The sequence below is a fragment of the Pseudothauera hydrothermalis genome (assembly GCF_003345255.1).
Taxonomy (GTDB): Bacteria; Pseudomonadota; Gammaproteobacteria; order Burkholderiales; family Rhodocyclaceae; genus Pseudothauera; species Pseudothauera hydrothermalis.
In genome coordinates this window covers 1,139,086-1,163,921 of the sequence record NZ_CP029331.1, presented here as the reverse complement: position 1 = coordinate 1,163,921, position 24,836 = coordinate 1,139,086, and the positions used below count along the sequence as shown (strand labels likewise).

28 protein-coding genes are annotated in these 24,836 nt (G+C 63.5%); 6 read left to right on the top strand and 22 right to left on the bottom strand.

Going from position 1 to position 24,836, the window contains the following annotated elements:
- Positions 1-12: 12 nt before the first annotated feature.
- The gene (locus DIE29_RS05665; protein ID WP_102042001.1) at positions 13-1,236 is read right to left on the bottom strand and encodes an aspartate kinase; all 1,224 of its coding nucleotides are present in this window, start codon (positions 1,234-1,236) and stop codon (positions 13-15) included.
- A 377-nt stretch (positions 1,237-1,613) separates the two neighbouring features.
- Here DIE29_RS05665 and DIE29_RS05660 point away from each other — a divergent pair, with 377 nt between their 5' ends.
- Positions 1,614-1,910, top strand: a complete 297-nt coding sequence (locus DIE29_RS05660) for a helix-turn-helix domain-containing protein (protein ID WP_114649444.1) — start codon at positions 1,614-1,616, stop codon at positions 1,908-1,910.
- Positions 1,911-1,945: 35 nt separating this feature from the next.
- Here the strand turns inward: DIE29_RS05660 and DIE29_RS05655 are convergent, their stop codons facing one another.
- A complete protein-coding gene (locus tag DIE29_RS05655) occupies positions 1,946-2,797 on the bottom strand; it encodes a radical SAM protein (protein ID WP_114649443.1) in 852 nt (283 codons plus the stop codon).
- 86 nt (positions 2,798-2,883) lie between these two features.
- On the opposite strand from DIE29_RS05655, the gene queD reads away from it, so the two are divergent.
- Positions 2,884-3,333: a 6-carboxytetrahydropterin synthase QueD gene (gene queD, locus DIE29_RS05650; protein ID WP_102042004.1), complete on the top strand. Its 450-nt coding sequence runs from the start codon at positions 2,884-2,886 to the stop codon at positions 3,331-3,333.
- A 20-nt stretch (positions 3,334-3,353) separates the two neighbouring features.
- Here queD and DIE29_RS05645 read toward each other — a convergent pair whose 3' ends face one another.
- The 8 genes from DIE29_RS05645 to cydP all read right to left on the bottom strand — a co-directional run bounded on the left by DIE29_RS05645 (position 3,354) and on the right by cydP (position 9,201).
- Complete coding sequence (locus DIE29_RS05645) at positions 3,354-3,707, bottom strand: DUF5368 domain-containing protein (protein WP_102042005.1); 354 nt, start codon at positions 3,705-3,707, stop codon at positions 3,354-3,356.
- A 14-nt stretch (positions 3,708-3,721) separates the two neighbouring features.
- Complete coding sequence (locus DIE29_RS05640; protein ID WP_114649442.1) at positions 3,722-5,077, bottom strand: NAD(P)/FAD-dependent oxidoreductase; 1,356 nt, start codon at positions 5,075-5,077, stop codon at positions 3,722-3,724.
- 98 nt (positions 5,078-5,175) lie between these two features.
- A complete protein-coding gene (locus DIE29_RS05635) occupies positions 5,176-5,874 on the bottom strand; it encodes an MBL fold metallo-hydrolase (protein WP_205409784.1) in 699 nt (232 codons plus the stop codon).
- Between the two features lie 4 nt (positions 5,875-5,878).
- Positions 5,879-6,214 carry a cyd operon YbgE family protein gene (locus tag DIE29_RS05630; protein ID WP_237269517.1) on the bottom strand — a complete coding sequence of 112 codons (336 nt, stop codon included), beginning with the start codon at positions 6,212-6,214 and terminating at the stop codon, positions 5,879-5,881.
- Positions 6,165-6,296 carry a cytochrome bd-I oxidase subunit CydX gene (gene cydX / locus DIE29_RS05625; protein WP_114649440.1) on the bottom strand — a complete coding sequence of 44 codons (132 nt, stop codon included), beginning with the start codon at positions 6,294-6,296 and terminating at the stop codon, positions 6,165-6,167. The genes DIE29_RS05630 and cydX overlap by 50 nt, the downstream gene beginning before the upstream one ends.
- A gap of 16 nt (positions 6,297-6,312) precedes the next feature.
- Positions 6,313-7,452: a cytochrome d ubiquinol oxidase subunit II gene (cydB, locus tag DIE29_RS05620; protein ID WP_114649439.1), complete on the bottom strand. Its 1,140-nt coding sequence runs from the start codon at positions 7,450-7,452 to the stop codon at positions 6,313-6,315.
- 14 nt (positions 7,453-7,466) lie between these two features.
- Positions 7,467-9,023 carry a cytochrome ubiquinol oxidase subunit I gene (locus DIE29_RS05615; RefSeq protein ID WP_114649438.1) on the bottom strand — a complete coding sequence of 519 codons (1,557 nt, stop codon included), beginning with the start codon at positions 9,021-9,023 and terminating at the stop codon, positions 7,467-7,469.
- On the bottom strand, positions 9,001-9,201 hold the full coding sequence (cydP, locus tag DIE29_RS05610) for a cytochrome oxidase putative small subunit CydP (RefSeq protein ID WP_114649437.1): 201 nt from the start codon (positions 9,199-9,201) through the stop codon (positions 9,001-9,003). Before cydP ends, DIE29_RS05615 begins: the two co-directional genes overlap by 23 nt.
- A gap of 183 nt (positions 9,202-9,384) precedes the next feature.
- On the opposite strand from cydP, the gene DIE29_RS05605 reads away from it, so the two are divergent.
- A complete protein-coding gene (locus tag DIE29_RS05605; RefSeq protein WP_102042012.1) occupies positions 9,385-10,722 on the top strand; it encodes a sigma-54 interaction domain-containing protein in 1,338 nt (445 codons plus the stop codon).
- A 356-nt stretch (positions 10,723-11,078) separates the two neighbouring features.
- Positions 11,079-11,672 carry a ubiquinol-cytochrome c reductase iron-sulfur subunit gene (gene petA, locus DIE29_RS05600; RefSeq protein WP_114649436.1) on the top strand — a complete coding sequence of 198 codons (594 nt, stop codon included), beginning with the start codon at positions 11,079-11,081 and terminating at the stop codon, positions 11,670-11,672.
- A gap of 29 nt (positions 11,673-11,701) precedes the next feature.
- Here the strand turns inward: petA and DIE29_RS05595 are convergent, their stop codons facing one another.
- The 7 genes from DIE29_RS05595 to DIE29_RS14550 form a co-directional block, all read right to left on the bottom strand.
- Positions 11,702-12,034 (bottom strand): hypothetical protein, encoded by a 333-nt coding sequence (locus DIE29_RS05595; RefSeq protein WP_114649435.1) that lies wholly within the window; start codon positions 12,032-12,034, stop codon positions 11,702-11,704.
- Positions 12,035-12,139: 105 nt separating this feature from the next.
- Positions 12,140-13,309, bottom strand: a complete 1,170-nt coding sequence (locus DIE29_RS05590) for a DesA family fatty acid desaturase (protein ID WP_102042015.1) — start codon at positions 13,307-13,309, stop codon at positions 12,140-12,142.
- Between the two features lie 110 nt (positions 13,310-13,419).
- Positions 13,420-14,001, bottom strand: coding sequence for a phospholipase D family nuclease (locus tag DIE29_RS05585; protein WP_102042016.1), 582 nt, complete (start codon positions 13,999-14,001; stop codon positions 13,420-13,422).
- Positions 13,991-15,319, bottom strand: a complete 1,329-nt coding sequence (locus DIE29_RS05580) for an RsmB/NOP family class I SAM-dependent RNA methyltransferase (RefSeq protein WP_102042017.1) — start codon at positions 15,317-15,319, stop codon at positions 13,991-13,993. Before DIE29_RS05580 ends, DIE29_RS05585 begins: the two co-directional genes overlap by 11 nt.
- Positions 15,316-16,059, bottom strand: a complete 744-nt coding sequence (locus tag DIE29_RS05575; RefSeq protein WP_114649434.1) for a DUF3108 domain-containing protein — start codon at positions 16,057-16,059, stop codon at positions 15,316-15,318. The genes DIE29_RS05580 and DIE29_RS05575 overlap by 4 nt, the downstream gene beginning before the upstream one ends.
- Positions 16,056-16,703 (bottom strand): phosphoribosylglycinamide formyltransferase, encoded by a 648-nt coding sequence (gene purN / locus DIE29_RS05570; protein ID WP_102042019.1) that lies wholly within the window; start codon positions 16,701-16,703, stop codon positions 16,056-16,058. Before purN ends, DIE29_RS05575 begins: the two co-directional genes overlap by 4 nt.
- Positions 16,704-16,733: 30 nt before the next feature.
- The gene (locus tag DIE29_RS14550) at positions 16,734-16,871 is read right to left on the bottom strand and encodes a hypothetical protein (RefSeq protein ID WP_162860592.1); all 138 of its coding nucleotides are present in this window, start codon (positions 16,869-16,871) and stop codon (positions 16,734-16,736) included.
- Between the two features lie 345 nt (positions 16,872-17,216).
- On the opposite strand from DIE29_RS14550, the gene mutL reads away from it, so the two are divergent.
- The gene (gene mutL / locus DIE29_RS05565; RefSeq protein ID WP_114649433.1) at positions 17,217-19,025 is read left to right on the top strand and encodes a DNA mismatch repair endonuclease MutL; all 1,809 of its coding nucleotides are present in this window, start codon (positions 17,217-17,219) and stop codon (positions 19,023-19,025) included.
- A gap of 18 nt (positions 19,026-19,043) precedes the next feature.
- Here mutL and DIE29_RS05560 read toward each other — a convergent pair whose 3' ends face one another.
- On the bottom strand, positions 19,044-19,376 hold the full coding sequence (locus DIE29_RS05560; RefSeq protein ID WP_108080286.1) for a thioredoxin family protein: 333 nt from the start codon (positions 19,374-19,376) through the stop codon (positions 19,044-19,046).
- A 2-nt stretch (positions 19,377-19,378) separates the two neighbouring features.
- Positions 19,379-19,963, bottom strand: a complete 585-nt coding sequence (locus DIE29_RS05555; RefSeq protein WP_108080287.1) for a YqaA family protein — start codon at positions 19,961-19,963, stop codon at positions 19,379-19,381.
- A gap of 102 nt (positions 19,964-20,065) precedes the next feature.
- Between DIE29_RS05555 and miaA the strand changes: the two genes are divergently transcribed.
- On the top strand, positions 20,066-21,022 hold the full coding sequence (gene miaA / locus DIE29_RS05550; RefSeq protein WP_108080288.1) for a tRNA (adenosine(37)-N6)-dimethylallyltransferase MiaA: 957 nt from the start codon (positions 20,066-20,068) through the stop codon (positions 21,020-21,022).
- A 24-nt stretch (positions 21,023-21,046) separates the two neighbouring features.
- On the opposite strand, the gene DIE29_RS05545 is transcribed toward miaA, so the two are convergent.
- From DIE29_RS05545 to DIE29_RS05535, 3 genes are all read right to left on the bottom strand, one after another.
- Complete coding sequence (locus DIE29_RS05545; RefSeq protein ID WP_108080289.1) at positions 21,047-22,375, bottom strand: hypothetical protein; 1,329 nt, start codon at positions 22,373-22,375, stop codon at positions 21,047-21,049.
- A 110-nt stretch (positions 22,376-22,485) separates the two neighbouring features.
- Positions 22,486-23,478, bottom strand: coding sequence for an SLAC1 anion channel family protein (locus tag DIE29_RS05540; protein WP_108080290.1), 993 nt, complete (start codon positions 23,476-23,478; stop codon positions 22,486-22,488).
- A 223-nt stretch (positions 23,479-23,701) separates the two neighbouring features.
- Entirely contained in the window at positions 23,702-24,835 is a 1,134-nt protein-coding gene (locus tag DIE29_RS05535; RefSeq protein ID WP_114649432.1) for an ABC transporter permease, read from the bottom strand.
- Position 24,836: the final 1 nt, after the last annotated feature.

The following is a 24,836-nucleotide window of genomic DNA, read 5'->3' as shown; positions in this document are numbered from 1 at the left end:
ATTTTCTCGCGTTCAGGCGGCGTCTAGGCCAAATGCTTTGTGCAGCACACGCACCGCAAGCTCCAGATACTTCTCTTCGATCACCACCGAAATTTTGATTTCAGAGGTGGAAATCATCTGGATATTGATGCCTTCTTCGGCCAGCGTGCGGAACATTTTGGAGGCCACGCCCGGATGCGAGCGCATGCCGACGCCGACGACCGACACTTTGGCGGCGTTTTTGTCGCTTTCGACCGCACGAGCGCCGATATGGGTCTTGACGCTTTCAAGGATGCCGACCGCTTTGTCCAGGTCACCGCGCGACACGGTGAAGGAAAAGTCCGTGGTGCCGTCGTGGCTGACGTTCTGGATGATCATATCGACATCGATGTTGGCATCGGCCACCGGACCGAGAATCTGGTAGGCAATACCGGGCTTGTCGGGCACGCCCAGAACGGTGATCTTGGCTTCGTCGCGATTGAAGGCGATGCCGGAAATGACGGGTTGTTCCATGTTCCTTTCTTCCTCAACAGTGATGAGCGTGCCCTCGCCTTCTTCTTGAAAGCTGGACAGGACGCGCAGCTTGACTTTGTACTTGCCCGCGAACTCGACCGAGCGGATCTGCAGCACCTTGGAACCCAGACTGGCCATTTCCAGCATTTCCTCGAAGGTGATGGTGTCGAGTTTGCGCGCTTCCGGCACGATGCGCGGGTCGGTGGTGTAGACGCCATCCACGTCGGTATAAATCTGGCACTCGTCGGCTTTGAGCGCCGCAGCCAGCGCCACGCCGGTCGTATCAGAGCCGCCCCGCCCCAGGGTGGTGATATTGCCGTGCTCATCCACCCCCTGGAAACCGGCCACCACGACGATCATGCCATCTTCGAGGTCACGCCGGATGGGCGCTTCGTCGATGTTCAGAATCCGCGCCTTGGTGTGAGCCGAGTCGGTCAGAATGCGCACCTGCGCACCGGTGTAACTTTTGGCCTTCAGGCCGAGGTCGTGCAGCGCCATACACAGCAGGCCGATGGTGACCTGCTCGCCGGTCGACACCACCACGTCCAGCTCGCGCGGATCGGGTTTGGCGGCAACCTCCTTGGCCAACGCAATCAGGCGGTTGGTCTCACCGCTCATTGCCGACACCACGACGACCACTTGGTGCCCTTGGGCGTGGAATTTCGCCACCCGCTTGGCGACGTTCTTGATCCGCTCTGGGCTGCCCACCGAGGTACCGCCGTATTTCTGAACTATCAGTGCCATCGTCGTATCCAGTGCCTGGGGATAAAAGCGGCAATTCTAGCGGAAGTGCGCATGAATGGGCAGTTCGCCCCGGCTTTTCGCGGCCGATCGACGCTCAACAAGCAATCGACCTGCGCGATGCGCGTTTGCCCATGCGGGCACAACGAAAACCCGCTGCCGCCTAATCACATCGGGTTACAACTTTGGTCATTCACACAGAATCCAGCAAGGGCGCGGCTATTGATTGCGGTTAACACGGATTATGTTCTTATCGTGGTTGTATGTTCCGAACATGCTGATCTATACTGCAACTATCATACAACTTAAGTTGTATGGAACCGTAACCCGTCGGAAGTGTCTGACCACGCACCCGACATTACTCGACAGGAACAGAGACAATGAAAAGCCTCGACAACATCGATGTCCGTGAAATCCGCCGTAAGCTCGGCATGAACCAATCGCAGTTCTGGTCCAAGATTGGTGTCACGCAAAGTGGCGGCTCGCGCTATGAGAGCGGCCGCAACATTCCGCGCCCGGTTCAAGCATTGCTGCGTCTGGTACATATTGAGCAAATCGATATCAACAAGGTTAAGAAAGAAGACGTGGAGGTGGCCGAATACCTCAAGACCACCAATCCCGAGTTGTTCAAGTCGCTCAAAAAGGAAGCCCGCGCCAAGCGCAAGGAGCGCAGCTGAACGTTACGAAGCCGCTCTGGGCGCAGCTAGCTGCATCAGGGGCTGACCGTTACGGTCAGCCCTTTTTTTCTGATGGCTTCGGCCACGGCTTCGAGTTCTGCCACGCTCACCGGGCTGACGCGTGGCGCCTCTGGCTGCATGGACGGGCGTGCCACACCGTAGAGCATTACCCCGCGCAGACGCTGACAGCCCGCGCGTTCGAGCACGTCCAGATAGGCGGCAAGCGCTTGGGCATCCGGCCCCACACCGTCCCAGCGGAACACACAGGTTTGCACCCAGGTCGGACACAACTGCGCACAGGCGGCCAGGTTACGCACCACGCGGGCGACCGGCATACGCACACCGTTGATGCGTTCGATATCCTCGGGTCGTCCGGCATCGATTTTGAACCATACTTCGCCGCCGATCTCGCCCATGCGCGCGATGCCGGCCCGCACACGCTCCCGGCCAAGCAGGCTGCCGTTGGTAATCAGCCGCAGCGGCACCCGGGTCAGACCGTACTTTTGCCGCAGGCGATGGATGAGTTCGACCACCTCCGGAAAGGCCGCCGCGCTGGTCGGCTCACCGTTGCCGGAGAGCGCGATGTCGCGCACTTCGCGCGCGCCTTCCGGCGCATTGCGCAGCAGCCAGTCGCCGATGACCAGCGCAGCCAGAAAGCCATCGAGCTCCATTTCCAGCCGCGCCAGGTCGATGGGTGGCGCAGCACCGCGAACGAGGTTCGGCACCTGACAGTAAACACAGTGCCAGTTGCAGGCGTTATTGGGGTTGAGGTTCACCCCCACCGACACCCCTCCGGCCCGACGGGACAGCACCGGGTACACGTAGGTCATGCCCGCGAGATCGCGGTCATGGTTGCGAACGCTCAGCTCGATCTTTCTGGAAGTCATTGTGGTGGAAGGGAAAACGGTCAGCGGTGAATCGACATGCAGTGTATAATCCGCGCCCTTTATCGCCGACACCACCGAGATTGATCATGCGTATCACCCGCCGACTGGAGTTCGACGCCGGACATCGAATTCCTGACCATGCAAGCCAGTGCCGTCATCTACACGGCCACCGCTACGCAATCGAGGTGACGCTTTCAGGACGCATCATCGACGCGGCCGGTCAACCGGTCAACGGCATGGTGATGGATTTTGCCGATGTGAAGACCATTGCCAAGCAGCATTTGGTGGATCTGTGGGATCACGCTTTTTTGGTCTATCGCGGCGACACCGTGGTGGTCGACCTGCTGGCCCGCATTCCGGGCCATAAGACCGTGGTGCTGGACGTCATCCCCACGGCCGAGAACCTTGCCCGGCTTGCCTTCGAAATTCTCGATCCGCTGTATCGCGACATTTACGGCAACAACCTGCGACTGGAGCGGGTGCGCCTGTTCGAGACGCCCAATTGCTGGGCAGACGCGGTTCGCGGAGCCGACTGAAGTCGGCTCCGCAGCGCTTTTCAGCGCGAACTGCTTAGCAGATCACGCCAGCCGGCCAACGCATAGACCAGGATGGTGGTGCCGGCGAGACCGACGCCGAACACCAACGCGATCAAAAACCAGTCGGCCGGCCCGCCCGCGTCGGTGAAGCCCGACGAGGACACCTTGGCCATCAGCACCAGCGACAGCACGCCGCCAACCAGGCCCAGAAGCTCGGCGCGCACCAGACGCTGACTGACGATGCGGCGCTCCTTCACCAGCACCGCGAAGAATGCGGCGATACCGCCCACCGCCAGCAACACCAACACCCACAGCAAGGGGCCTAGCATTTCCTGGAATACGGCCAGAAAAACCAACGGGTCGAGTTCTTTCATGGGTTATTTCCTCCTCAGGCGCGACCGCGCAGCATGCTGATATAGGTGGGCTTGAGCGCCATGGTCTTCATCACCCAGCTCACCCACAGCTCTTCCAGCGGTGCCACCACGCCGGGAAACGAGGGAGTAAGGTTGTTCTCGTAATCGAATTCGATCAACATCGCCCGCCCCAGACGGGTAATCAGCGGGCAGGAGGTGTAGCCCTCATAAACCGCATCGCTCTGCCGCCCGGCGATGTCTGCCACCAGGTGGTCTACCGCCACCGGCACCTGCCACTTTACGCTGGCCGCGGTTTTACCTTTGGGCACGCCGGCGATGTCACCCACGGCAAAAATCTCCGGGTAGCGTTTGTGGCGCAGATTGCTGCGCTCCACTTCTAACCACCCTTCCGCAACCCAAGGCCCCTGTTGCCACGGCAATGGACTGTTGCGTACCGCATCCGGTGCGCGCATGGGCGGAATCACGTTGATGAAGTCGTAGGGCTGCTCGACCAGGCCGTCCGGCGTGCTGAAAGTGGCTACACGGCGAGCCGGCTCGATGCGGGTCAGCACCCGGTCGTAGTGGGTCTTGATGCCGCGATCACGGAACAGCATGCGCACCTTCTCATGCACGATGGGCACGCTGAACAAGGTCTTGTTGTGGGCGTTGTAGATGAGCTCTGCCTTGCCGCGGTTGCCGCGCCGGCGCAGGTGGTCGTCGGTGATGAAAGTGTATTTGAGCGGCGCGCCCGCACATTTCATCTCGGTGGCCGGGCGGCTGAACACCCCTACCCCGCCACGGTCGGCAAACTGCGACAGCGCACCCCAGGTGGCGGCTGCAGCCTGCGGGCTATGGTAAATGCTGCCCAGGCCGTTCTGGCCGATCAGCGCAACATCCATGCCTTCGATGGCTTCGTAATCGAGTTTGAGGCCGGTGGCCACCACCAGGTAGTCGTAAGACACCGCCCGCCCGCTGGCCGTGACCACCCGCTTGCCCTCGGGATCGAACTCGGCCACGGCCTCCTCGATCAGCTCGACACCGCCCGGCACGTATTCGGCAGTGGTCGACACCACGTAGTCGGCCGGCTTGATGCCCGCCGCCACCAGGGTGAAGCCGGGCTGGTAGAAATGCGGCTTGCGCGCATCGATGAGGGTGATCTTCGCGCCATCGAGACGCGCGGCCAGCCGCGACGCGGTCGCCAGCCCGGCAGCGCCCGCGCCGGCAATGACGATGTGCGCCGCCGTCTTGACCCGTTCGGCCGCCCGGGCCGGCTTGGCGCCCAGCATCAGGCTGCCCGCGCCGGCGGCACCCAGGGTCAGGAAGGTTCGCCGATCGAGCGGCGCACGCGCCAGACTCTGCAGCAACCGGTTTTCGTGTTCTTGAGAGCTCATCCTCGCCTCCTCCGTGTACCGGCGAAGCGACCCCTTGCCGCCTGGCCGAATGATGTTTCTGCGTCAGTATATCACCGTACGCTTATATGCTTATAGACTCATCGCTCGAGCCCGCCCTTGCCTGCGCGGGGCTCATCCCCCGCAGCGTTCAGGGCCTGCGTCAAACGTGGATGGACGACCCGGCGGAAGGCCATCTCGGTCAGGAAGCCTTCGCGCGAACCACCGATCACCCGGGCGTGGCGGCGCCGTTCGTCGGCCACGGTCGACACGGTCCGCCCCTTGGAGCGATGGGACGGAAACACCAGCGTCTCGTCGGGCAAGGTGAAGATGCGTTGCGTCAGGCTGTCGTAGAGCAGCGCTGGGTCGGATTCGCTGTTGCCGACGGCGCACCCGCCTACGTCGAACACGTCGCCGCAGAACAGCCGGTCCCGCCAGCGGAAGCTGATGCAGCCCGGGGTATGTCCGGGGGTGGCGAGCACATGCAGCACCTCGTCACCGAACACCAGCGTGTCGCCATGCACCAGCTTTCGCGCAGCGTCCGCAAGGCCGGCTTCGACACCGGCAACGCAGGAGGCGCCGGTGCGGCTGCACAGGCCCGCGCAACCGGCATGATCCGGCCGGTGGACATGGGTCCGCGCCACGTGCTGCAGGCGCAGGCCGCACTCGTCGAGCAGTGCGCAGATCAGCGCCTCCTGGCCGGGCGGCGGGTCGATCGCCACCGCGGACTGCCGCCCGGCATCGGCCAGCAGGTAGCCCACGGCGCTGGAGCGGCTGTCCTCGATGATGCGGAAGTACATCGTCCTACCCCCACAGCCAGGCCATGCGGGCACCGGCCAGGAGCAAGGCCGCCAGGCAGGTCCAGCCCGAGAAGATCAGGCGGAACACCAGGCGCTGCGGCCGGAAGCCGACGCCGCTCACATAGCCGGCGCTCATCGCCCAGAAGGCAGCCATGGCCGCCCAGTGGTCGGCCGCGCCGTCGGGGCCGGCCAGCGCATGCGGGTAGAGGGTGACGCCGAGCGTGATCGCCAGCGCCATGGCGATGGCCAGCGGCTTGACCTGCCCAACCGCCGCCACCTCCCGTTCGGCCTCAGGTGTCATCGCCTTCCCGTCGTGCCCGCAGGCTGTTACGCCGTCCATCTTCATTCTCCATCCACAGCACGTCGAGGATCGCCAGCAGAACGGCGAAGCCGATGCCCAGCATCCAGGTGAAGTACCACATTCGTGTTCTCCTTGTTTCAGTAGGCGGAGTGTTCGTTCTCGCGTACATAGGCCGCGGTGACCTTGCCGGACATCACCTTGTAGGCCCAGCTGGTGTAGAGCACGATCAGCGGCATGAAGATCAGCGTGGCCCAGAACATGATGGAGAGCGTGCGCTGGCTGGAGACCGCGTCCCACACCGTGAGGCTCATGTCCGGCGCGCTGATCGAAGGCATCACAAAGGGGAACATCGACACCCCTGCGGTACCGATCACCCCGACGATGGCCAGCGAGGAGGCTACGAAAGCCGCCAGCGTGCGTCCGCGCCAGGCCAGCCAGACGGCGCCGATCGCGCCCAGGTAGGCAAGCGCCGGCACCAGCAAGGTGGCGGGCATCGTGCGGTAGTTAGCCACCCAGGCGCCGGCTTCGCGTGCCACCGTCTTGGCCTGCGGGTTGGGCAGTGCCGCGGGGTCGAAGGCGCTGGTGATCACATAGCCGGGAATATCCTGCACCCACACGCCGGCCGCACTGAAGGCCGCCAGCAGCACGATGCCCGCGCCCAGCATGGCTTTGCGGGTGCGGGCGTAGATCTCGCCTTCGGTACGATGCATCAGGTATACCGCCCCCTGCAGGGTGATCATCGCACTGGCGACCACGCCACACAGCAGTGCGAAGGGGTTGAGCAGGTCCCAGAAGCTGCCGGTGTAATACGGCACCAGGGTGTCGTCGAAGTGGAAGGGCACGCCTTGCAGCAGGTTGCCAAAGGCCACACCGAAGATCACCGGCGGCACGAACCCGCCGACAAACAACCCCCAGTCCCAGGTGCTGCGCCAGGTGGCATTGTGGATTTTGCTGCGGTAGTCGAAGCCCACCGGGCGGAAGAACAACGCCCACAGCACCGCCAGCATCGCCCAATAGAAGCCGGAGAAGGCAGTGGCATAGACGATAGGCCAAGCGGCGAAGATCGCCCCGCCGCCGGTGATGAACCACACCTGGTTGCCGTCCCAGTGCGGGCCGACGGTATTGATCACCACGCGGCGCTCGGTGTCGTTCTTGCCGACGAAGGGCAGCAGCGTGCCCACGCCCATGTCGTGGCCGTCCATGATGGCAAAACCGACGAGCAACACGCCCACCAGCAACCACCAGATGAGTTTCAGGGTCGGGTAGTCAAAAATCATGATGTAGCCTCCTCTCAGGCGTGCGCGGTTTCGTTCATGTAGCGACCGGTGCCCAGGCTGCCCGGTCCCTGGCGGGCAAAGCGCACCATCAGGTACATCTCGACGATCAGCAGCAAGGTATAAAAACCGACGAAGCCGGCCAGCGAGCCGTACAGGCTTTCCACCGTCAGCGTAGATACCGACAGGTGGGTGGGCAGCACGCCGTAGATGGTCCAGGGCTGACGGCCGTACTCGGCGACGAACCAGCCCAGTTCCGAGGCAATCCACGGCGCCGGCAAAAACCACAACGCCCAGCGCAGCAGCCACCGCTTATGCTCGAAGTTACCCTTCACCGAATACCACAGCGCCAGGCCGAATAGCGCCAGCATGGCAAAGCCCAGCGCCACCATGATGCGAAAGCTCCAGAACAGCGGCGCCACCTTCGGGATGGTGTCGCGTGCGGCGCGATCCATGAGTTCCGGCGTGACCTCGTCCATGGAGGTGACGTATTTTTTCAGCAGCAGGCCAAAGCCCAGATCGTCTTTGACCGCATCGAAGCGCTCGCGCAGCTCGACATTGCCCGGATCGGCGCGCAGGGCTTCGAGCAGGCGCACCGCCTCCACACCCACCTCGACCCGCTCGCGGTTGCGCGCGACGATCTCGCGGATGCCGGGAATTTCCTGGTCGAGCGAGCGGGTAGCGATCAAACCCATCACCCAGGGGATTTGCAGGGCGTAGTCGTTTTTCATCTCCGCTTCGTTGGGGATGGCGATGACGTTGAAGCTGGCCGGCGCCGGCTCGGTCTCCCACATCGCCTCCATGGCGGCGAGCTTGGTCTGCTGCGCCTCGCTCACCACATAGCCGGATTCGTCGCCCAGCACGATCACCGAGCACACCGAGGCAAAGCCAAAGGCCGCGGCAATCGAAAACGAGCGCCGGGCGAATTCCAGATCGCGACGGCGCAGCAGATACCAGGACGAGATCGACAACACGAACATCGCCCCGGTCACATAGCCGGCCGACACGGTGTGCACGAACTTGGCCTGCGCATCCGGGTTGAACATCACCGCCCAGAAGTCGGTGAGTTCCATACGCATGGTTTCAAAGCTGAATTCGGCGCCCACCGGGTGCTGCATCCAGCCGTTGGCGATCAGGATCCACAGCGCGGAGAGGTTGGTGCCCACCGCCATCAGGATGGTCACCATCAGGTGCTGCACCCGCGACAGGCGGTCCCAGCCGAAGAAGAACAGGCCGATGAAGGTCGATTCCAGAAAGAAGGCCATCAACCCCTCGATGGCCAGTGGCGCGCCGAAAATATCGCCCACGTAGTGCGAGTAGTAGGCCCAGTTGGTGCCGAACTGGAATTCCAGCGTGATCCCGGTGGTCACGCCCAGCGCGAAGTTGATGCCGAACAGCTTGCCCCAGAAGCGGGTCATGTCTTTGTAGATGAGCTTGCCGGTCATCACGTACGCACTTTCCATGATCACCAGCAGCCAGACCATCCCGAGGGTCAGCGGCACGAACAGGAAGTGGTACATCGCGGTCGCGGCAAACTGCAACCGCGAAAGATCAACGAGTTGCTCTGTGACCATCGGTCTCTCCGTCGTCAGGTTGTTGTAGGCCCCCGGCCGCATGCACCGCCATCCGTGCGCTATCCACCTCGACCTTGTGGTCGCGGATGAACCCCCACCACAGGGCGGCGATCAGCACCAGCTTGAGCACGACGACCACGACGATCTCGCGCAGCAGTTTTCGGTCGGATGCAAGCATGCGTTTCTCCGGGTCAGCACGGGCGCAGATGCTAGCGCCATGCCAACCCTTAATCAACACTCTATGTTATTGATTTTTATCGATTTTTGATCATTGTCAAAGCCGTCTGCTTGACGCCGGAACTGCCAACATGGACACTCTGCCAGTATCAACTGCCATTGCGCTGCCAATTTGGACAGTATCATGCACCCCGACACCCGCCCCCTGCCCGAACTCCTGTCTTTCCTGGATACGCTGCCGGAGCCACACATCCTGTGCGACCGCAACTACCGCATCATCGCAGCCAACACGGCCTACCGCGCCGGCTTTGCCACCGGGCGCAGCGTGATCGGACGCACCTGCTACGAGATCTCCCACCGTTACAACCTCCCCTGCGACCAGGCCGGCGAGTCCTGTCCACTGGCCAAGAGCTTGAAGTCCGGCCAGCGCGAGCGCGTACTGCACCTGCACCACACCCCGCGCGGCGAGGAATATGTGAGCATCGAGCTTTCGCCGATTCGCGACGCCAACGGCGAAATCGCCTGGTTCATCGAGAAGATGGAGCCGATGAACGTGGCCCGCGGCCTCTCCGACCACACCGGACTGGTCGGCCGCGCCCCGGCCTTCCAGCACATGCTCGGGCTGATCGCACGCGCCGCGCCTTCCAACGCCAGCATCCTGCTGCAGGGCGAATCGGGCACCGGCAAGGAATTGGTGGCCAACGCCATTCATGCCGCCAGCCAGCGGGCGGGCCATCCTTTTGTCGCGGTGGATTGCTCGGGCCTGCCCGAGACCCTGTTCGAAAGCGAACTATTCGGTCATGAACGTGGCGCCTTCACCGGCGCCACCAGCCGCAAGCCCGGTCTGGTGGAAGCGGCCAGCGGCGGCACTCTTTTTCTTGACGAGATCGGCGACATTCCGCTGGGCATGCAGGTCAAGCTGCTGCGTCTGCTGGAAACCGGCACCTACCGCCGGGTGGGCTCCACCGAACTGCGCCGCGCCGACATCCGTTTGATCTCGGCCACTCACCGGCCGCTCAAGCAAATGATCGCGCAAGGCAGCTTCCGTCAGGATCTCTACTACCGGATCAACACCTTCCCGATCACCGTGCCGCCGTTGCGCGAGCGCGCCAGCGACATTCCGCTGCTGGTCGAATCGCTGCTCGCCCGTGTGGCGGCGGGGCGTCGACTGCGTGTCACACCTGCTGCCCTGGCAGTGCTGGTCCAATACAGCTATCCGGGCAATGTACGCGAGCTGCGCAACCTGCTGGAACGGGCCAGCTTGATGTGCGACGGCGAGGAAATCGATATCGAACACCTGGATGCGGAACTGCGCACCTGCTCCGCGCTTGCCGACTCGAGCGACACCGATGGACAGCGCCAGCGCAGCGCGGACGATACACCGCGCTGGGACGACATCGAGCGCCGCAGCTTCCTGCAGGTGGTGCAGGCTCACCGCGGCAGCCGCAAGGCATTGGCTGAAAAACTAGGCATCAGCGAGCGCACCTTATACCGCAAGCTCAGACAGTACCAACAAACCTAGCGTCCGACAAAAATGTCAGGCTATGCCGCTATCTCTGACAAAAGCTGTCAAAAAAAGCATACCCGACGGCGAGTCGCCTTCTGACTGTCAATCGCAATCAAAAATTAAAGCTTTGTTTATAAATTAATTTTCAGCCAAACCCGAAGAATTGAATCGAGCTGGCACGTTATTTGAATCTCCCTGGGCAGAAGCGGGAGAACTTGCCCAAGCGGTCGCTGCTGCGTCACCTCGACGTCCCCCAACCCCTAGCAGGCCGTTGTCCGAGTTTCCTTCCTCCGGACTACCGCTTCAGCTTGGCTGCCGGGCATCGATGATGTTCGGCAGCTTTTTTCCACGCCGTTGAGGGAGCACCCGAGATGCCAGACCTTGCCAAAGATCGTCGCAATCTGTTGATCGCCACCTCGGCCGCAGGGGCCGCCGCCGCCGCGGCTACGGCTGTGCCCTTTGTTGCCAGCCTGACCCCTTCCGAGCGCGCCAGGGCTGCCGGTGCACCGGTCGAAGCCGATGTCTCCAAGCTCGCCCCCGGAGAAATGATGACCGTGGAGTGGCGCGGCAAGCCGGTGTGGATTTTGCGCCGCACCGCCGAAATGCTCGCCAATCTGGGCGGGCATGAAGATCGCTTGGCCGACCCGCTATCGGCAGACTCGGTGCAGCCGGACTACGCCACCAACCCACACCGCGCGATCATGCCGGAATACTTGGTGGTAATTGGCATCTGCACCCACCTGGGCTGCTCGCCCAGCGAAAAACTTCAAGCCGGCCCTGCCAGCGGGTTGGGCGCCGATTGGCCGGGCGGTTTTCTGTGCCCCTGCCATGGTTCGATGTTCGACCTAGCCGGACGAGTCTTCCGCCACCAGCCGGCACCCACCAACCTGGAAATACCGCCACATGTCTGGCTTGGACCGACCACGCTGCTGATCGGCGAAGACCAGAACGGCGCCCAGGCATGAGCCACGCGCCTCAAGCTTTGCAGAGCGGCTCACCGCGGCCGGTCGCTGTCGGGCAAGTCGTAGCGGTCGGCGATATAGGCCGGCCCCTTCATCACCAGCACCACCACACAGAAGATACACACGGTCAGTAGCGCAGCCCAGAACAGCGTGACACTGCCTAACGCCCAGATGTCAGCCCACTGCATTGCACGATACGCTTCTGTGCTGGCGCTCGCGCTCCAGAGCGCACGCGCAATCAGCGCCGGCAGCAGCGCAAGCGCGGTCCCCCACATAGCCACCAGCGGAAGTTTGCGCAGTATGGTGCGTTCTAGGCCAGGCGGCTCGCGTCGCATACCCGGCAGTCGGTTCCATTTTTGCCCCATTGGTTTGCTCCCGCCGGCCACACCGAAATCGCCGCGCACCGAATCGACGTCTACGCTACCTGCGACCGCACCGGCGGCAGTCGAGCCATGTTTGAGCCGGCCGGCTCAGAGCGCATAACGCCGCAGCCGCAGAGAAAATTCCTGAAGTTGCTCGATACCGCTTTGCTCAGCGCGTTGAATCCAGTCGTGCAACTGAGCCAGCAACTGCTCGCGGGTCGCGTTGGAGCGCGCCCAAATCGCAGCCAGTTCTTCACGCATCGCCACCACCGTCGCCAGCGCCCGGCTGTCACGCAACACCTCGGCAAACTGGCGCCTGTCATGCTCATTCAGATGCCGGTCTTCACCGGACAGCACCCAGCGACGCAGCGCCTTGGGGTCGAAGCGCCCGGCATGACGGGCTTTGAGGCTTGCGATTTCGTCCTTGCACAAGCGCTTGAGCGAGGCCACATAGCGCGTCATCACGTCATAACGATGGGTCAGCACCGCTTGCAGGGTATCCAGATCGACCGCTTGCTTGGCGGCGGCGAAGCGAGGCTTGGGAATCACCTTGCGCGGCGTGGCCAAGCCCAGCATGGCGAGAATGCGGATATACATCCAGCCAATATCGAATTCATACCATTTGGCGGACAGCTTGGCCGACGTGGCAAAGCTGTGATGGTTGTTGTGCAACTCCTCTCCGCCGATCAAGATGCCCCAGGGCAAAAGATTGGTGGAGGCGTCGGCGCAATTGAAGTTCCGATAACCCCAGTAGTGGGCCAAACCATTGACCACGCCAGCCGCCCAGAACGGGATCCACGCCATCTGCACCGCCCAGATGGTCAGCCCGATCGGTCCGAACAGCACCAGATCGACGATCAGCATGATCGACACACCCAGGATCGAGTGGCGATACACCTTGCGCTCCAGCCAGTCATCGGGAGTGCCGTGCCCATAGCGCGCCAGTGTTTCGGCGTTTTTGGCCTCGGCGCGGTAAAGCTCCGCGCCTTCGAGCAAAACTTTGCGCAGACCACGAATTTGCGGACTGTGGGGGTCTTCTGCGGTTTCGCACTTGGCGTGATGCTTGCGGTGGATGGCCGTCCATTCCTTGGTCACCATGCCGGTGGTGAGCCACAACCAGAAACGAAAAAAGTGGCTGGCGATCGGATGCAAATCCAGCGCCCGATGCGCTTGATGGCGGTGCAAATAAATAGTCACCGAGACGATGGTGACATGGGTGAGCGCAAGCGTGACGAGGACATAGCCCCACCAGGGCAGATCGATCAATCCGAGATACATATGTTACAAAATCCTTCTTTCAGAGAGCGCGGCCGGAAGATTCTACGCCTGCCGCCACGTCCGGCAAGTGTCCGGTCGCCTGGGTACTGACCCCGGGGCCGAGGGTAAGTTCAGCCGCCCGAAGAAGCGCCAGGCGGCGGATGCCATGGGAGGCGATGCAGTTCGGTGGCCGCCTCGCGGTGACGCTGCCAATTGCGCAAATAAAGTTGCGCCAACGCGCAATGGTCGCGCAGCACGATGAGGTTTTCGGCGTTACGGTTGCGCGCAGACCAGGTGTAGTTGTAAGAACCGGTCGCCACCGCACAGCCGGGACCGGCGGCATCGACGATCATGACTTTGTTGTGCGCGGCCGCATAAGCGGTCTCAAAAGCTACCGGGATGCCAGCAGCAAGCAATTGGTCGAGCGCGTTACGCCCCCGCTTGTGCTGTTGCGCATCGGCCAGCACCTGTACCGCCACGCCGCGACGCTGCGCAGCGATCAGGGCGGCGGCAAGCTTGCGACTGGTAAACAGATAAGCCTGCACATGCACACTGTGGCGCGCGCCCCCGATCAATTCGATCAACAACGCCTCCGGATCGTCCGCCGGAGAAAACGCCACTTCCACGCTGCCTTGGGCAGGCAGGCGTTGGCCGGCGGCAAGCGGGGCAGCCGTTGCCAAGCCGATGAGCGCCAGCACAAGCTTAGCCCGCATGACGCTCCAGCACGGCAGCAAAAAAACCGTCCGTATCATGGTTCGCTGGCGACAGGCGCAGGCGCAGGCCGGTATCCAGCGCAATGCCCTGCTTGGCCAAGATATCTTGCGCGCCGACCGCCTGAAAATCCGGATGCTGAGCCAGAAAGGCATCGACCACGCCGTCGTTCTCCTCGGCGAGCAGGCTGCAGGTGGCATACACCAACCGCCCACCTGGGCGCACCAGACGCGCGGCTGCCGCCAGGATGCTGCCTTGCTTGGCCACCATTTCGGCCACCGATTGCGGGCTCTGACGCCATTTCAAATCGGGATTGCGGCGCAGCGTGCCCAGGCCGCTACAAGGCGCGTCGACCAACACGCGGTCGGCTTTACCGACCAGGCGCTTGATCCGGGCGTCGTGTTCATGGGCAATGCACACTGGATGCACGTTGGTCAGGCCGGCGCGCGCCATACGTGGCTTGAGCTTGGCCAGCCGCCGCTCGGACACATCCAAGGCGTACAACCTTCCGGTTGAACGCATCATCGCCCCCAGATGCAGTGTTTTGCCGCCAGCCCCGGCGCAAAAATCCACCACCATCTCGCCACGCTTGGGTTGCACCAGAAAGCTGAGCAATTGCGAGCCTTGGTCCTGCACCTCAAAGCTGCCATCGAGAAAAGCCGGATGTTTATGCAGTGCCGGCTTGCCGGCCACGCGGATGGCATGCGGCGACAAGGCGCCGGCCTCGGCGGCGATGCCGTCGGCCTGCAATCGGGTAAGCAGCGCTTCACGGTCGGTTTTGATCAGGTTGGCGCGCAGATCGAGCGGCGCCGGGCGGTTGAGACTGCGCGCCAAAGCCAGCAAACCGGCTTCGTCGGTCAGGTAGAGTAGGCGCTCGACCAGCCAGTCGGGCAGGTCGGCGCGTTCGGCGAGACTGCCCTCGTCCATCTCCCGCGCCTTCAACCCGGCGATCCATTCGCGTTCGGCAGGCGCGGTGACGTCCTCGAAGTGACGCAGCGGCCAGCCTTCGCCGCGAGCCAACCAGGCCAGCAGCAATTGCCGTGGGGTCGCCTCGGCCCCGGCCAAACGGCGCAGCCAGCGCAGCCGGCGCAGCACGCCATAGATGGTTTCGGCCACAAACGCGCGGTCGCGCTGGCCCAGTGTAGGGTGCTCACGGAAATACCTCGATAGCACCGCATCGGCCGGATGCTCCATGCAGAGCACCGCCCCCAGTGCCTGCGTGGCCTGCACCAGCAGCGGGCGGCTGACCCCCGCGGCATTGACCTTCGCTGCAATGAGCGGGGCAGTGTTCCGTTTGCCCTGTTTTGCGTTCGCCTTCATCCATCCATCCCATTCATCGCCGCCGCAACGCGCAGTTCGCTGGCACGCTGGTCCAACACCCCACCCTCGTCGTCGGTCATCCGTAGCCGTACCGGCAGCATGTGTTGCTCAGTGGCAAACCACACCTCGATTTGCAGGCTGCCATCGACCGCCCGCGCCGTCAGCCGCCGGGTTGCAACCCGCCCCAGCGGTAACTCGACGAATTCTTCGCCCTCCCAACGTAAGGTTGATTCCGCCGCCTTGCGCCCGGTCACCACCTTGAGCCGATCAGGTAGCGGTCGCCCGCTGCCGAGGGCGATCTGATGCCACAGGCTGAGCACATCTTGATCGTTGGCCTGCACCGCAGACTCACGGGTACGCCCCTTGCGGGTGTGGACCACCACGCCGCGCTGCCAATCGAATTCAGCAAGCTCGGCCTGTTTGCCTTCGCGCTCCACACTGAAGCGGGCCGGGCGCAACCCTGCCGCTGTCACAGCGCCTTCGCTGCGCTGCACGTAATGCAGATTTTTCACCCATGCGGCCAAACCGACCGTGCGCACCGTGGTCTGCATACGGTACTGCCGGCCATCATGTGACCAACTGTGCCGCGCCTCACCGATCGGCGGCCCGCCGCTCATGGTGATCTGGTACACGATTTCCCCGCTCGCAGGCCACGGCCCGGCCAGCGCCCAGCCCGGCATCAAAACGAATAACGCCAGCAGCGCCAAGCGTGCAGCAACCGACTGTATGCGCCTGCTCACGAAGCGCTCTCCAGCGCCGGCACGATCAGCGCAGCCGCCGCCTGCGCCGCACCCAGCACTTCAACACGGTTGCCCACCACACGGATGCGGCCTTCTACGAACCAACGCACCGCTTGCGGGTAAATGCGGTGTTCGGCGGCCAGCACCCGGGCGGCCAGGCGCTCCTCGTCGTCGTCATCCAACACCGGCACCGCGGCCTGAATGACCACCGGACCGCAATCGAGCGCCGGGGTGACGAAGTGCACCGTGGCGCCATGAATCCGCACGCCGGCTTCCAGCGCGCGGCGGTGGGTATGCAGGCCGGGGAAAGACGGCAGCAGCGAGGGGTGGATATTGAGCAGTCGACCTTCGTAACGGCGCACAAAGCCTTCGCTCAGCACCCGCATGAAACCGGCCAGCACCACCAGGTCCGGCGAATGGCTGTCGATGACCTCGGCCAGTGCGGCATCGAACGTTTCGCGGTCGGCGTAGGCGGTGTGATCGACCACCGCCGTGGCAATACCGTGCTCGGCGGCAAACGCCAAACCCTTGGCCTGCGGACGGTTACTGACTACCGCGGCGATGCGCACCCCGGGGATGGCCGCGCGCACGATGGCTTCCATGTTGCTGCCGCGGCCGGAGATGACAATGACGATGGTTTTCATGATCCTGTGGGGAAAAGCGCCCGCACAGGTTCAATGCACGGGCAAAAAAACAGCAGTGGCCAGGCTCTGGACCACCCGGATGACTGCACGTTTGGTCTTTTGCTCGATGACCTCGGAGACCACTTCCAGTTGGCCGATGATGCAGCCGAACTTACGCTCGAAGCTCAAATTGGTGATTGCTCCAATTTGATTGGAGTACAACAAAGGTTCGCCGTTTTCGTTCCGCGCGTTAGCCAGCTTCCACGCTGCAATCTCTACGCGTTGCGGGCCGCATTGTAAAGGTGCTGGGCGTTCAGTTCATCAAGGCGATAAAACCTCGCCATGTCGCCAACGGCAGTCCGCCCCCGCGCGCGATTCAAACCCTGCACATGAGTCATTGCACAGAGATATTTTTGCGATACAGGATACCCGAATATCCACGCGAGACGATCTGCCGAAAGCATTTAGCCATTGTCAGGCGGTCATCGCCGCGCAGCGTATAATCGCCCGCCGTGTTGTGCTGCGCCAGCTGCCATGCCCGTCATCCACCGCCTGCCTGACCTGTTGATCAACCAGATCGCCGCCGGTGAAGTGGTCGAACGCCCCGCCTCGGTGCTCAAGGAAGTGCTGGAAAACGCCGTGGATGCCGGCTCGCGCGCCATCGAGGTGCAGCTCGAACAAGGCGGCGTGCGCCGAATCCGGGTAGCCGATGACGGATGTGGCATCGAGCGCGAGGATCTCGCGCTGGCCTTGGAGCGCCATGCCACCAGCAAAATTGCCCGCCTGGACGACCTGGAGCGCGTGGGCACGATGGGTTTTCGCGGCGAAGCGTTGGCTGCCATCGCCGCAGTCGCCCGCACGCGCATTACCAGCCGCGCCGCCGGCGCCGCACACGCGTGGCGGATCGATAGCGAAGATCGCAGCCCGGTACCGGCCGCGCTCGATCACGGCACCGTGGTCGAGGTGGCCGATCTGTATTACAACACTCCAGCCCGCCGGAAATTTCTCAAAAGCGAAGCCACCGAATTCGCCCATTGCGACGAAATGTTCCGCCGCGTAGCGCTGGCTCGCCCCGACATTGCCCTGCAGCTCACGCACAACGGCCGGCTGGTGCATCGTTTGCCGGTGGCCACGCCCGCAGCCCGTGTAGCGGCGCTGATGGGCGATGACTTCGTGGCCCATGCACGCGAAGTCGAAGCCGCCTCCGGTGTGCTGCAGCTGACCGGCCTGGTCTCGCTGCCGGCCTACTCACGCGCCAGCCGCGACGCACAGTACTTTTTCGTCAATGGCCGCTTCGTGCGCGACAAACTGCTCGCCCACGCGGTACGCCAGGCGTACGCCGACATTCTGCACAACTCGCGCCACCCCGCTTACGTGCTGTTCCTCACCCTGGAGCCGGCCGGCGTGGATGTGAACGTGCATCCGGCCAAGATCGAAGTGCGTTTTCGCGACGCCCGCGCGGTGCATCAGTTCGTCTTCCATGCGCTGACCCGCACACTAGGGCAATCCGGGGCGGCATCGGCCGGCCGCAGCAACGATGACCAAGCTCGTCCGGCCATCACCTCAAACGCCGCCTCCCCAGCCGCCTACCCGTATGCGGCGCCGGTCCAGACCCGGCTGGCGATGGAGCCGGCCACGCAGGCTTACCTCGACTTTGTCGGCAGTGCGCGCCCGCGCGCTGCCGATTCAGCGGCCAGTGCCAACACCATGACGGCGCCGGCGCATGCGCCCTTACCGAGTCCGCTACCACATGCCGACCACACCCCACCGCTTGGCTACGCACTGGCCCAGTTGCATGGCATCTACGTGTTGGCGCAAAACGCGCACGGTCTGGTGTTGGTCGACATGCATGCGGCGCATGAGCGCATTCTTTTCGAAAAGCTCAAGACCGTGCTCGACGGTCGCCCGGCCGTGCAGCGCCTGCTGATTCCGGCAGTATTCAGCGTGAGCGCCCGCGACATGGCAGCGGCCGAAGAGCATCGAGCGGTGCTCCAGCATATGGGTTTCGAAGTCGCACCTGCCGGCCCGCAAGAGCTTGCGGTGCGCAGCGTGCCTGCCCTGCTCGCCAATGCACCAGTGGCGGAGCTGATGCGCAAACTGCTCGAGGAGCTGCGCGAATATCCGGCCACCGAAGTAATCACTGCACGGCGCAACGAACTATTGGCCACCATGGCTTGCCATGGCGCAGTACGCGCCAACCGTCAGCTCACCGTGCCGGAAATGAACGCATTGTTGCGCGAAATGGAAGTCACCGAACGCGCCGATCAATGCAATCACGGCCGCCCGACCTGGACCCAGATCAGTTTGCAGGAGTTGGACCGTTTTTTCATGCGCGGGCAATAAGCACAACGCCCTGCGCGCTCAGCCGGCGGCATCGATCGCCGCCAGCGCCTCGCCAATGGCCGCCTCGTCGGTCGGGCGCACCAGCTCGGCAAGCACCTCACCGTCGCGCAGAAACACCAAGGTCGGCCACAGTTTGACCCGGAAACTACGCCCCAGCCGCCGGCCGGGGCCATCTTCGATCTTGAGGTGTCGCACCGCCGGATGTTTCGCCAAGGCCGCTGCCAGCAGCGGCTGAAGCGCTCGGCAGTGGCCGCACCAGGGCGCGCCGAATTCCAGCAGCACCGGACCTGGCAACGCCTCGATCTCCTCACGAGTCGGCGGCGTAGCCGAAAAATCCGCGAGAAAACCCATCGTCACCCCCTCCACTGCATAACGGCCACTCCCAGCAGCGTAAGTGCCACGGTGATCCAGCCGATCCGATCCACCGAGCGGCGCAGCGCCGCCTCCATGCGCGGCCCGCCCCAGGCCATCAAGCCGGCGACCATGAAAAAACGCGCCCCGCGCCCGACCAACGAAGCCAGCACAAAAGGCCCCAGCGCCATGGCCGCCGCACCGGCGGCAATCGTGAAAATCTTGTAGGGAATCGGCGAAAACCCCGCCAGAAATACCGCCCAAAACCCCCAGCGGCCAAACCACGCTTGAGCCAGCAGGTATTTGTCCCAATGGGCGCTCTCACGCAGCAGCGGTTCGATGAGATCGAAGGCAAACATCCCGATCGCGTAGCCCAGCACGCCACCGGCCACCGAGCTGAGCGTGGTAAGCAGCGCGAACCACCCGGCGCGCGCCGGTTGCGCCAAACTCATCGGCGCCAGCATGACATCCGGCGGAATCGGGAAAAAGGACGATTCGGCAAAACTCAGCCCCCCCAGATACCAAGGCGCGTGGCGATGACGCGCCCAGCGCATGGCTCGCTCGTAAAGCGGGGAAAAAATCTTCACACACCCTCCTCGATCGGCACCGCAATGGCGCTTCCGGGGCGCAATCATACCCGCGATGAAGGATAATGGCGGCCCCGCATGCCGCCCTGCTCGTAACGCCCCGTGTCCGCTTCTCACCCGCCTGCCCTGCTGCTGCTCGGCCCCACCGCCAGCGGCAAAACCGCCTGCGCGCTGGCGCTGGCTGCGGCCTTGCCAGTGGAAATCGTCAACGTGGATTCGGCGCTGGTCTATCGCGACATGGATATCGGCACCGCCAAACCCACGCCAGCGGAACGTGCCAGCTGCCCGCACCACCTGATCGACATCATCTCGCCGGAGCAAGCCTACTCGGCCGCACGCTTTCGCGCCGACGCGCTTGCCGTCATGGACGCAATTGCCGCACGCGGACGCATTCCGCTACTGGTCGGCGGCACCATGCTGTACTTCAAAGCCCTGCGCGAAGGGCTCTCCGATCTGCCGCCGGCCAATGCCGCGCTACGCGCCGAAATCGACCGAGCGGCCCTTGCGCGCGGCTGGCCGGCGCTGCACGCCGAACTGGCCGCCTTGGACCCGGCCGCTGCCGCCCGTCTGGCGCCCACCGACGCGCAGCGCATCCAACGTGCGCTGGAGATCGTGCGCCTGACCGGCCGCCCGTTGGCTGAAAGCTACGCCCGGCGCGACATTGAAGATACACCCTGGCGCTGGCTGCCGATTGGACTTGCACCGGCGGATCGCAGCGTGCTGCATGCGCGCATCGCGCAGCGCTTCGAGGCCATGCTGACCGCCGGTCTGATCGACGAAGTCCGCCGCCTGCGCACCACCTACCGGCTCGATCTGGGCATGCCGTCGATGCGCTGCGTGGGCTACCGCCAAGTGTGGGAATATCTCGACGGTTTGTATGATCTGGACACGCTGCGCATGAAGGCGATCGCCGCCACCCGGCAGCTTGCCAAGCGCCAACTCACCTGGCAGCGTCAATTCCGCGAAACCTGGCCGGACCTGGTGGAAATCGACTGTCTTGCCCCGGATTTGATCGACACCGTGCTTGCCGCCGCCCGCCGCCTGCTTGCACCAAACTGACAGCGCCCAGCGCAGCGATCCGCTTCACCACCATCCGCGCCAGAGGCCGACTATCGCCAACCACAGCACGCACAGGCCATAAGCGGCCATGCAATAACGCAGGTTGCCGCGCGCCAGCGCAAGCGCCGACAGACCGAAGCGCCCTTGCAGCGACAAATGCACGCCAGCCATTGGATTGGCCGCCAGACCGATGGCCCAGCACTGCAAAAAGATCATCGCCAGCAGCAACGAATCCGGTGACAAGGGCGCAAGCCAAGCCGACACCATGACGATGCTGACCACCGCATGCACGCCGAGGGCGCAAAGCAGCATCATGCCTGCCAGCATCAACGCCGCCTGCAACGGACCGACATGCGAAAACGGCAGCCAAGCGGCTTGCGTTCCAAACAGCGCTTGCAGACCGGTGGCAAACACCCCGGCGGATAGAAACAACAACAACTCGCCAGACATGGCTGGCAGGCGGTGCTCGGCATGGCGCAGCACCCGCTCTAAGCCGTCGCGCAGCCCGTGGGTGAGCACTGCCGCCGACAGCGCCAGCGTCAATGCTGCCGCGCTGATGATACCCAGCGAACTCCACCCCGGCAGCCAAGCGTGGCCGGCGATGACCGTTACGCTGAGCGCCGCCGGCAACCACAGCGCCGACAGACGCATCGGAAACCCGGTAAAGGGGCTCTGTATTGCCTCTTGCGACGCACCCGATGCCGGCATGCGTCCGGCCAACCACAGCACCCCCATGGCAAGCGGTAAGCCAACCAGCACGACTTCACCAACCCGCGCGCCCGGCGCATAGGTCAGCGCCACCGCCATGGCAGCAAAAAACGGCGACCACAACGCCGCTGCCAGAAAGCCGCGCGCCAGCACGGCCGCCTGCACCGGACTCAGCCGCGCCCCGCCTGCCATCCGTTCGGCCATGATGAAAATGGCCGACATATTGATCACCGCACCAAAGAGATGCACCCCGCCCAAGGTGAGCCAGCGCGCCCGTTCGCCGCGCGGCAGCGCGTCCGCGCCGGTATGCAAACCCACCAATTGCAGAAAGCTGACCGCGCCCAGCATGCCCAGCAACGCGGTATTCTGAGTGAGTAGTTGCGACCATTGCGGCGCGCGCCCCTGCCACAGCGCCACAGCCAGGGCCAACCCGCCCGAGGCGGCAAGCCCCAGGGTAAAACGCTTCTGCCGTCGATCCAGGCGCGGCCACAACAGCGCGCCAGCCGTCCAGGCGGCAACGCCGGCCGGCCAAGCCGGCAAGGCGCGAGCGCCATAGAGCAGCGCCAGCAGGACCATCGCGCACATCGACCAGGCCGCAGCGCCTGCACGGGCACGGGACAAAGCGTAGGGCAAGGAATCGGACACGGTCGCGCTCAGCGGTTGTGGGGTTGCCGACCCGGGTACACGTTCGCGGCATACGGGCGGGTGCGCATCGGCTGGACCACCGCACAGTGCGTGCGCGGCCGCTACCGACCTCACTCCGGCACGCAGATTTTACCCTGCCAGGCAGCACGCACGGTTTGACCGACCAGCAGCATGACCACTGCACTGAGCACCGCGATCAAGCCCCAACCCAGCCCCCAAAAGACGGCGCCACCCACCCGGGCCGCCATCTCGAAGGTCGCAATGGTCATCGCCGCCAGCGGAAAAGAATACGCCCACGCTGAAATGAAAAACGGCAGCCGGAAAAAGCGCAGCGCGTTGGTCGCCAGCAACAGGGTGAGGAACAGCGCGGTGAAGTACAGCACCCTTGCAAACGCATCGAGGACGCCGACCAGCGCCAGGTAAGAGAGGAAACCGACCGCCGGCGGCGCGATCAGGATGAACAGCGTGGGCGTGAGCCGGGCGGGCAGCGGCTCGTGGAAGAACAGGCGATAGAGCACGATGGTCATCAGCACCAGCCAAAACACCAGACCGATGCTGAAGAAAAACCAGCTGATGTCCGCCGGGGCGAGCTTCACGCCGGCCACCGGCACCAGGATGTTGCCCACCACCGGAATGAACCAGGCCGGGTTGGCGTGTTTGATGTCGTAGTGGGTGTGGTGGATCCAGCTACTCATCGCCCACAGGGTAAAGCCAAGGTGCATGGCCGCCCCCACGCCCCACATCCACTGTGCCGCACCCGGCACCGTACCGACCCAGGCCGTGGCCAACAGCAGCAGGCCGATAGAGATCGCAGGGAAGAAGTTGAGCTTGATCGGATGCCGGCGCTCTGCGGCCACCTCACCGGGATGGCGGACGACCTTCAGCGCATACACCACAAGCAGGAACAGATTAAGACCGCTTGCCACCCAGCGCAGGCCATCGCCGATCCAGGCCGGTACGCCACCCAGGTGTGCCGCCTTGAGCCAGGCCAAGGTGAGGCCGGCCATACCCATCACGGTGGAAAAAAGCGCCACCGGGAAATGCGCCAAACGGGCATCGGGCGCGGCATTGGTTGGGGACAGAGCGGGGGTTTGGACGGACATGTATGGATTCTCCTGACAACGGCCTCAAGAGGCGGCACGGAATATGCGCTCGAGGATGATGCATAGCGAAAACAATTTTCATGCCAGCAACAAGACTGCCAGAGGCGGGCTGAAGGTATTGTTTAAAAACATCTTTCGTTTCCGGCCCCACAGTACACCGCCAATTTATCTGCCATTTTCGACATGTTTGCTGACACCAATGTCAACGCGCAGCGCCAGGGCCTCACAGCTGTGTCTGCGTCACCGCCTTGCGGAAACGGATCAGGGCAACCAGAAAAAAAACCGCACCCACCCCGGTCATCATCAACAGGTCGCGCCAGACTTCCGGCAGGCCGGCACCGCGATAGAGGATGCCTTGCGCCAGACGGACGAAATAGGTGGTCGGGGTCGCCGCCATGATGTGGCGGATGGCCTCCGGCATGCTTTCCTGCGGCGTCACGCCCCCCGACAGCAGTTGCAGCGGCACGATGGTGATGATGATGAGCAGGCCCAGTTGCGGCATCGAGCGGGCGATGGTGCCCAAAAAGATGCCGATGGAAGCCGCCGAGAACAGGTAGCAGGCGGCCGCTGCAAGAAAGAGCGGCAGCGAACCGGCAATCGGCACCTGCAACAGGCGCTGCACCATGACCAGCAAGGCAAAGGCGACACCCAGCAGCACGGCCAGCCCATTGGCCCAGATTTTGGCCATCATGATCTCGAAGGGCGTCAGCGGCATGACCAGCAGATGTTCGATGGTGCCGTGCTCGCGCTCACGGATGAAGGCGGCGCCGACCAGGATGATGGTCAGCATGGTGACGTTGTTGATCGCCTCCATGACCCCGCCAAACCACAAGCCGGTCAGGTTCGGGTTAAAGCGCGCCCGCGTCGTCAGGCGAATCGGCGAAGTGACCGCATCGCGTCGCCCGGTCAGGTATTCGCTGACCTCGCCGCTAACGATCTGGCGGATATAGTTGGCCCCGATGAAGGCCTGGCTGATCAGCGTGGCGTCGATATTGAGCTGGAGCTCCGGTGGCCGCCCGGCATTCAGGTCGCGCTGGAAATTCGGCGGAATGACCAGCACGAAGGCGTACTGGTTGCTGTCCATCGCCGCATCGACCTGATCGAGCCGGATCGACTCGGGGGCCTTGAAGTAGGGCGGATAAAGCGCCCCGGCCAGGCGGGCGGAGAGCGGCGAGCCATCCTCATCGACGATGGCCACTGGCGCGTTGTGCAATTCCTGCGACACGCCGGTGGCCGCCTCGTAGATGGCCCCGGAGAAGGCCCAGACGATCAGGCCGAGCAGCACCTTGTCGGCGGCCAGACTGCGCAATTCCTTGAGGCCCAGGCGGAAGATGTTGCTCCAGGAAAAGCGTGCCACC

Bases quoted from the DNA above. Each gene is read 5' to 3' on its own strand.
- DIE29_RS05665 (WP_102042001.1), bottom strand. From the start codon at position 1,236: ATGGCACTGATAGTTCAGAAATACGGCGGTACCTCGGTGGGCAGCCCA.
- DIE29_RS05660 (WP_114649444.1), top strand. From the start codon at position 1,614: ATGAAAAGCCTCGACAACATCGATGTCCGTGAAATCCGCCGTAAGCTC.
- DIE29_RS05655 (WP_114649443.1), bottom strand. From the start codon at position 2,797: ATGACTTCCAGAAAGATCGAGCTGAGCGTTCGCAACCATGACCGCGAT.
- queD (WP_102042004.1), top strand. From the start codon at position 2,884: ATGCGTATCACCCGCCGACTGGAGTTCGACGCCGGACATCGAATTCCT.
- DIE29_RS05645 (WP_102042005.1), bottom strand. From the start codon at position 3,707: ATGAAAGAACTCGACCCGTTGGTTTTTCTGGCCGTATTCCAGGAAATG.
- DIE29_RS05640 (WP_114649442.1), bottom strand. From the start codon at position 5,077: ATGAGCTCTCAAGAACACGAAAACCGGTTGCTGCAGAGTCTGGCGCGT.
- DIE29_RS05635 (WP_205409784.1), bottom strand. From the start codon at position 5,874: ATGTACTTCCGCATCATCGAGGACAGCCGCTCCAGCGCCGTGGGCTAC.
- DIE29_RS05630 (WP_237269517.1), bottom strand. From the start codon at position 6,214: ATGGACGGCGTAACAGCCTGCGGGCACGACGGGAAGGCGATGACACCT.
- cydX (WP_114649440.1), bottom strand. From the start codon at position 6,296: ATGTGGTACTTCACCTGGATGCTGGGCATCGGCTTCGCCGTTCTGCTG.
- cydB (WP_114649439.1), bottom strand. From the start codon at position 7,452: ATGATTTTTGACTACCCGACCCTGAAACTCATCTGGTGGTTGCTGGTG.
- DIE29_RS05615 (WP_114649438.1), bottom strand. From the start codon at position 9,023: ATGGTCACAGAGCAACTCGTTGATCTTTCGCGGTTGCAGTTTGCCGCG.
- cydP (WP_114649437.1), bottom strand. From the start codon at position 9,201: ATGCTTGCATCCGACCGAAAACTGCTGCGCGAGATCGTCGTGGTCGTC.
- DIE29_RS05605 (WP_102042012.1), top strand. From the start codon at position 9,385: ATGCACCCCGACACCCGCCCCCTGCCCGAACTCCTGTCTTTCCTGGAT.
- petA (WP_114649436.1), top strand. From the start codon at position 11,079: ATGCCAGACCTTGCCAAAGATCGTCGCAATCTGTTGATCGCCACCTCG.
- DIE29_RS05595 (WP_114649435.1), bottom strand. From the start codon at position 12,034: ATGGGGCAAAAATGGAACCGACTGCCGGGTATGCGACGCGAGCCGCCT.
- DIE29_RS05590 (WP_102042015.1), bottom strand. From the start codon at position 13,309: ATGTATCTCGGATTGATCGATCTGCCCTGGTGGGGCTATGTCCTCGTC.
- DIE29_RS05585 (WP_102042016.1), bottom strand. From the start codon at position 14,001: ATGCGGGCTAAGCTTGTGCTGGCGCTCATCGGCTTGGCAACGGCTGCC.
- DIE29_RS05580 (WP_102042017.1), bottom strand. From the start codon at position 15,319: ATGAAGGCGAACGCAAAACAGGGCAAACGGAACACTGCCCCGCTCATT.
- purN (WP_102042019.1), bottom strand. From the start codon at position 16,703: ATGAAAACCATCGTCATTGTCATCTCCGGCCGCGGCAGCAACATGGAA.
- mutL (WP_114649433.1), top strand. From the start codon at position 17,217: ATGCCCGTCATCCACCGCCTGCCTGACCTGTTGATCAACCAGATCGCC.
- DIE29_RS05560 (WP_108080286.1), bottom strand. From the start codon at position 19,376: ATGGGTTTTCTCGCGGATTTTTCGGCTACGCCGCCGACTCGTGAGGAG.
- DIE29_RS05540 (WP_108080290.1), bottom strand. From the start codon at position 23,478: ATGTCCGTCCAAACCCCCGCTCTGTCCCCAACCAATGCCGCGCCCGAT.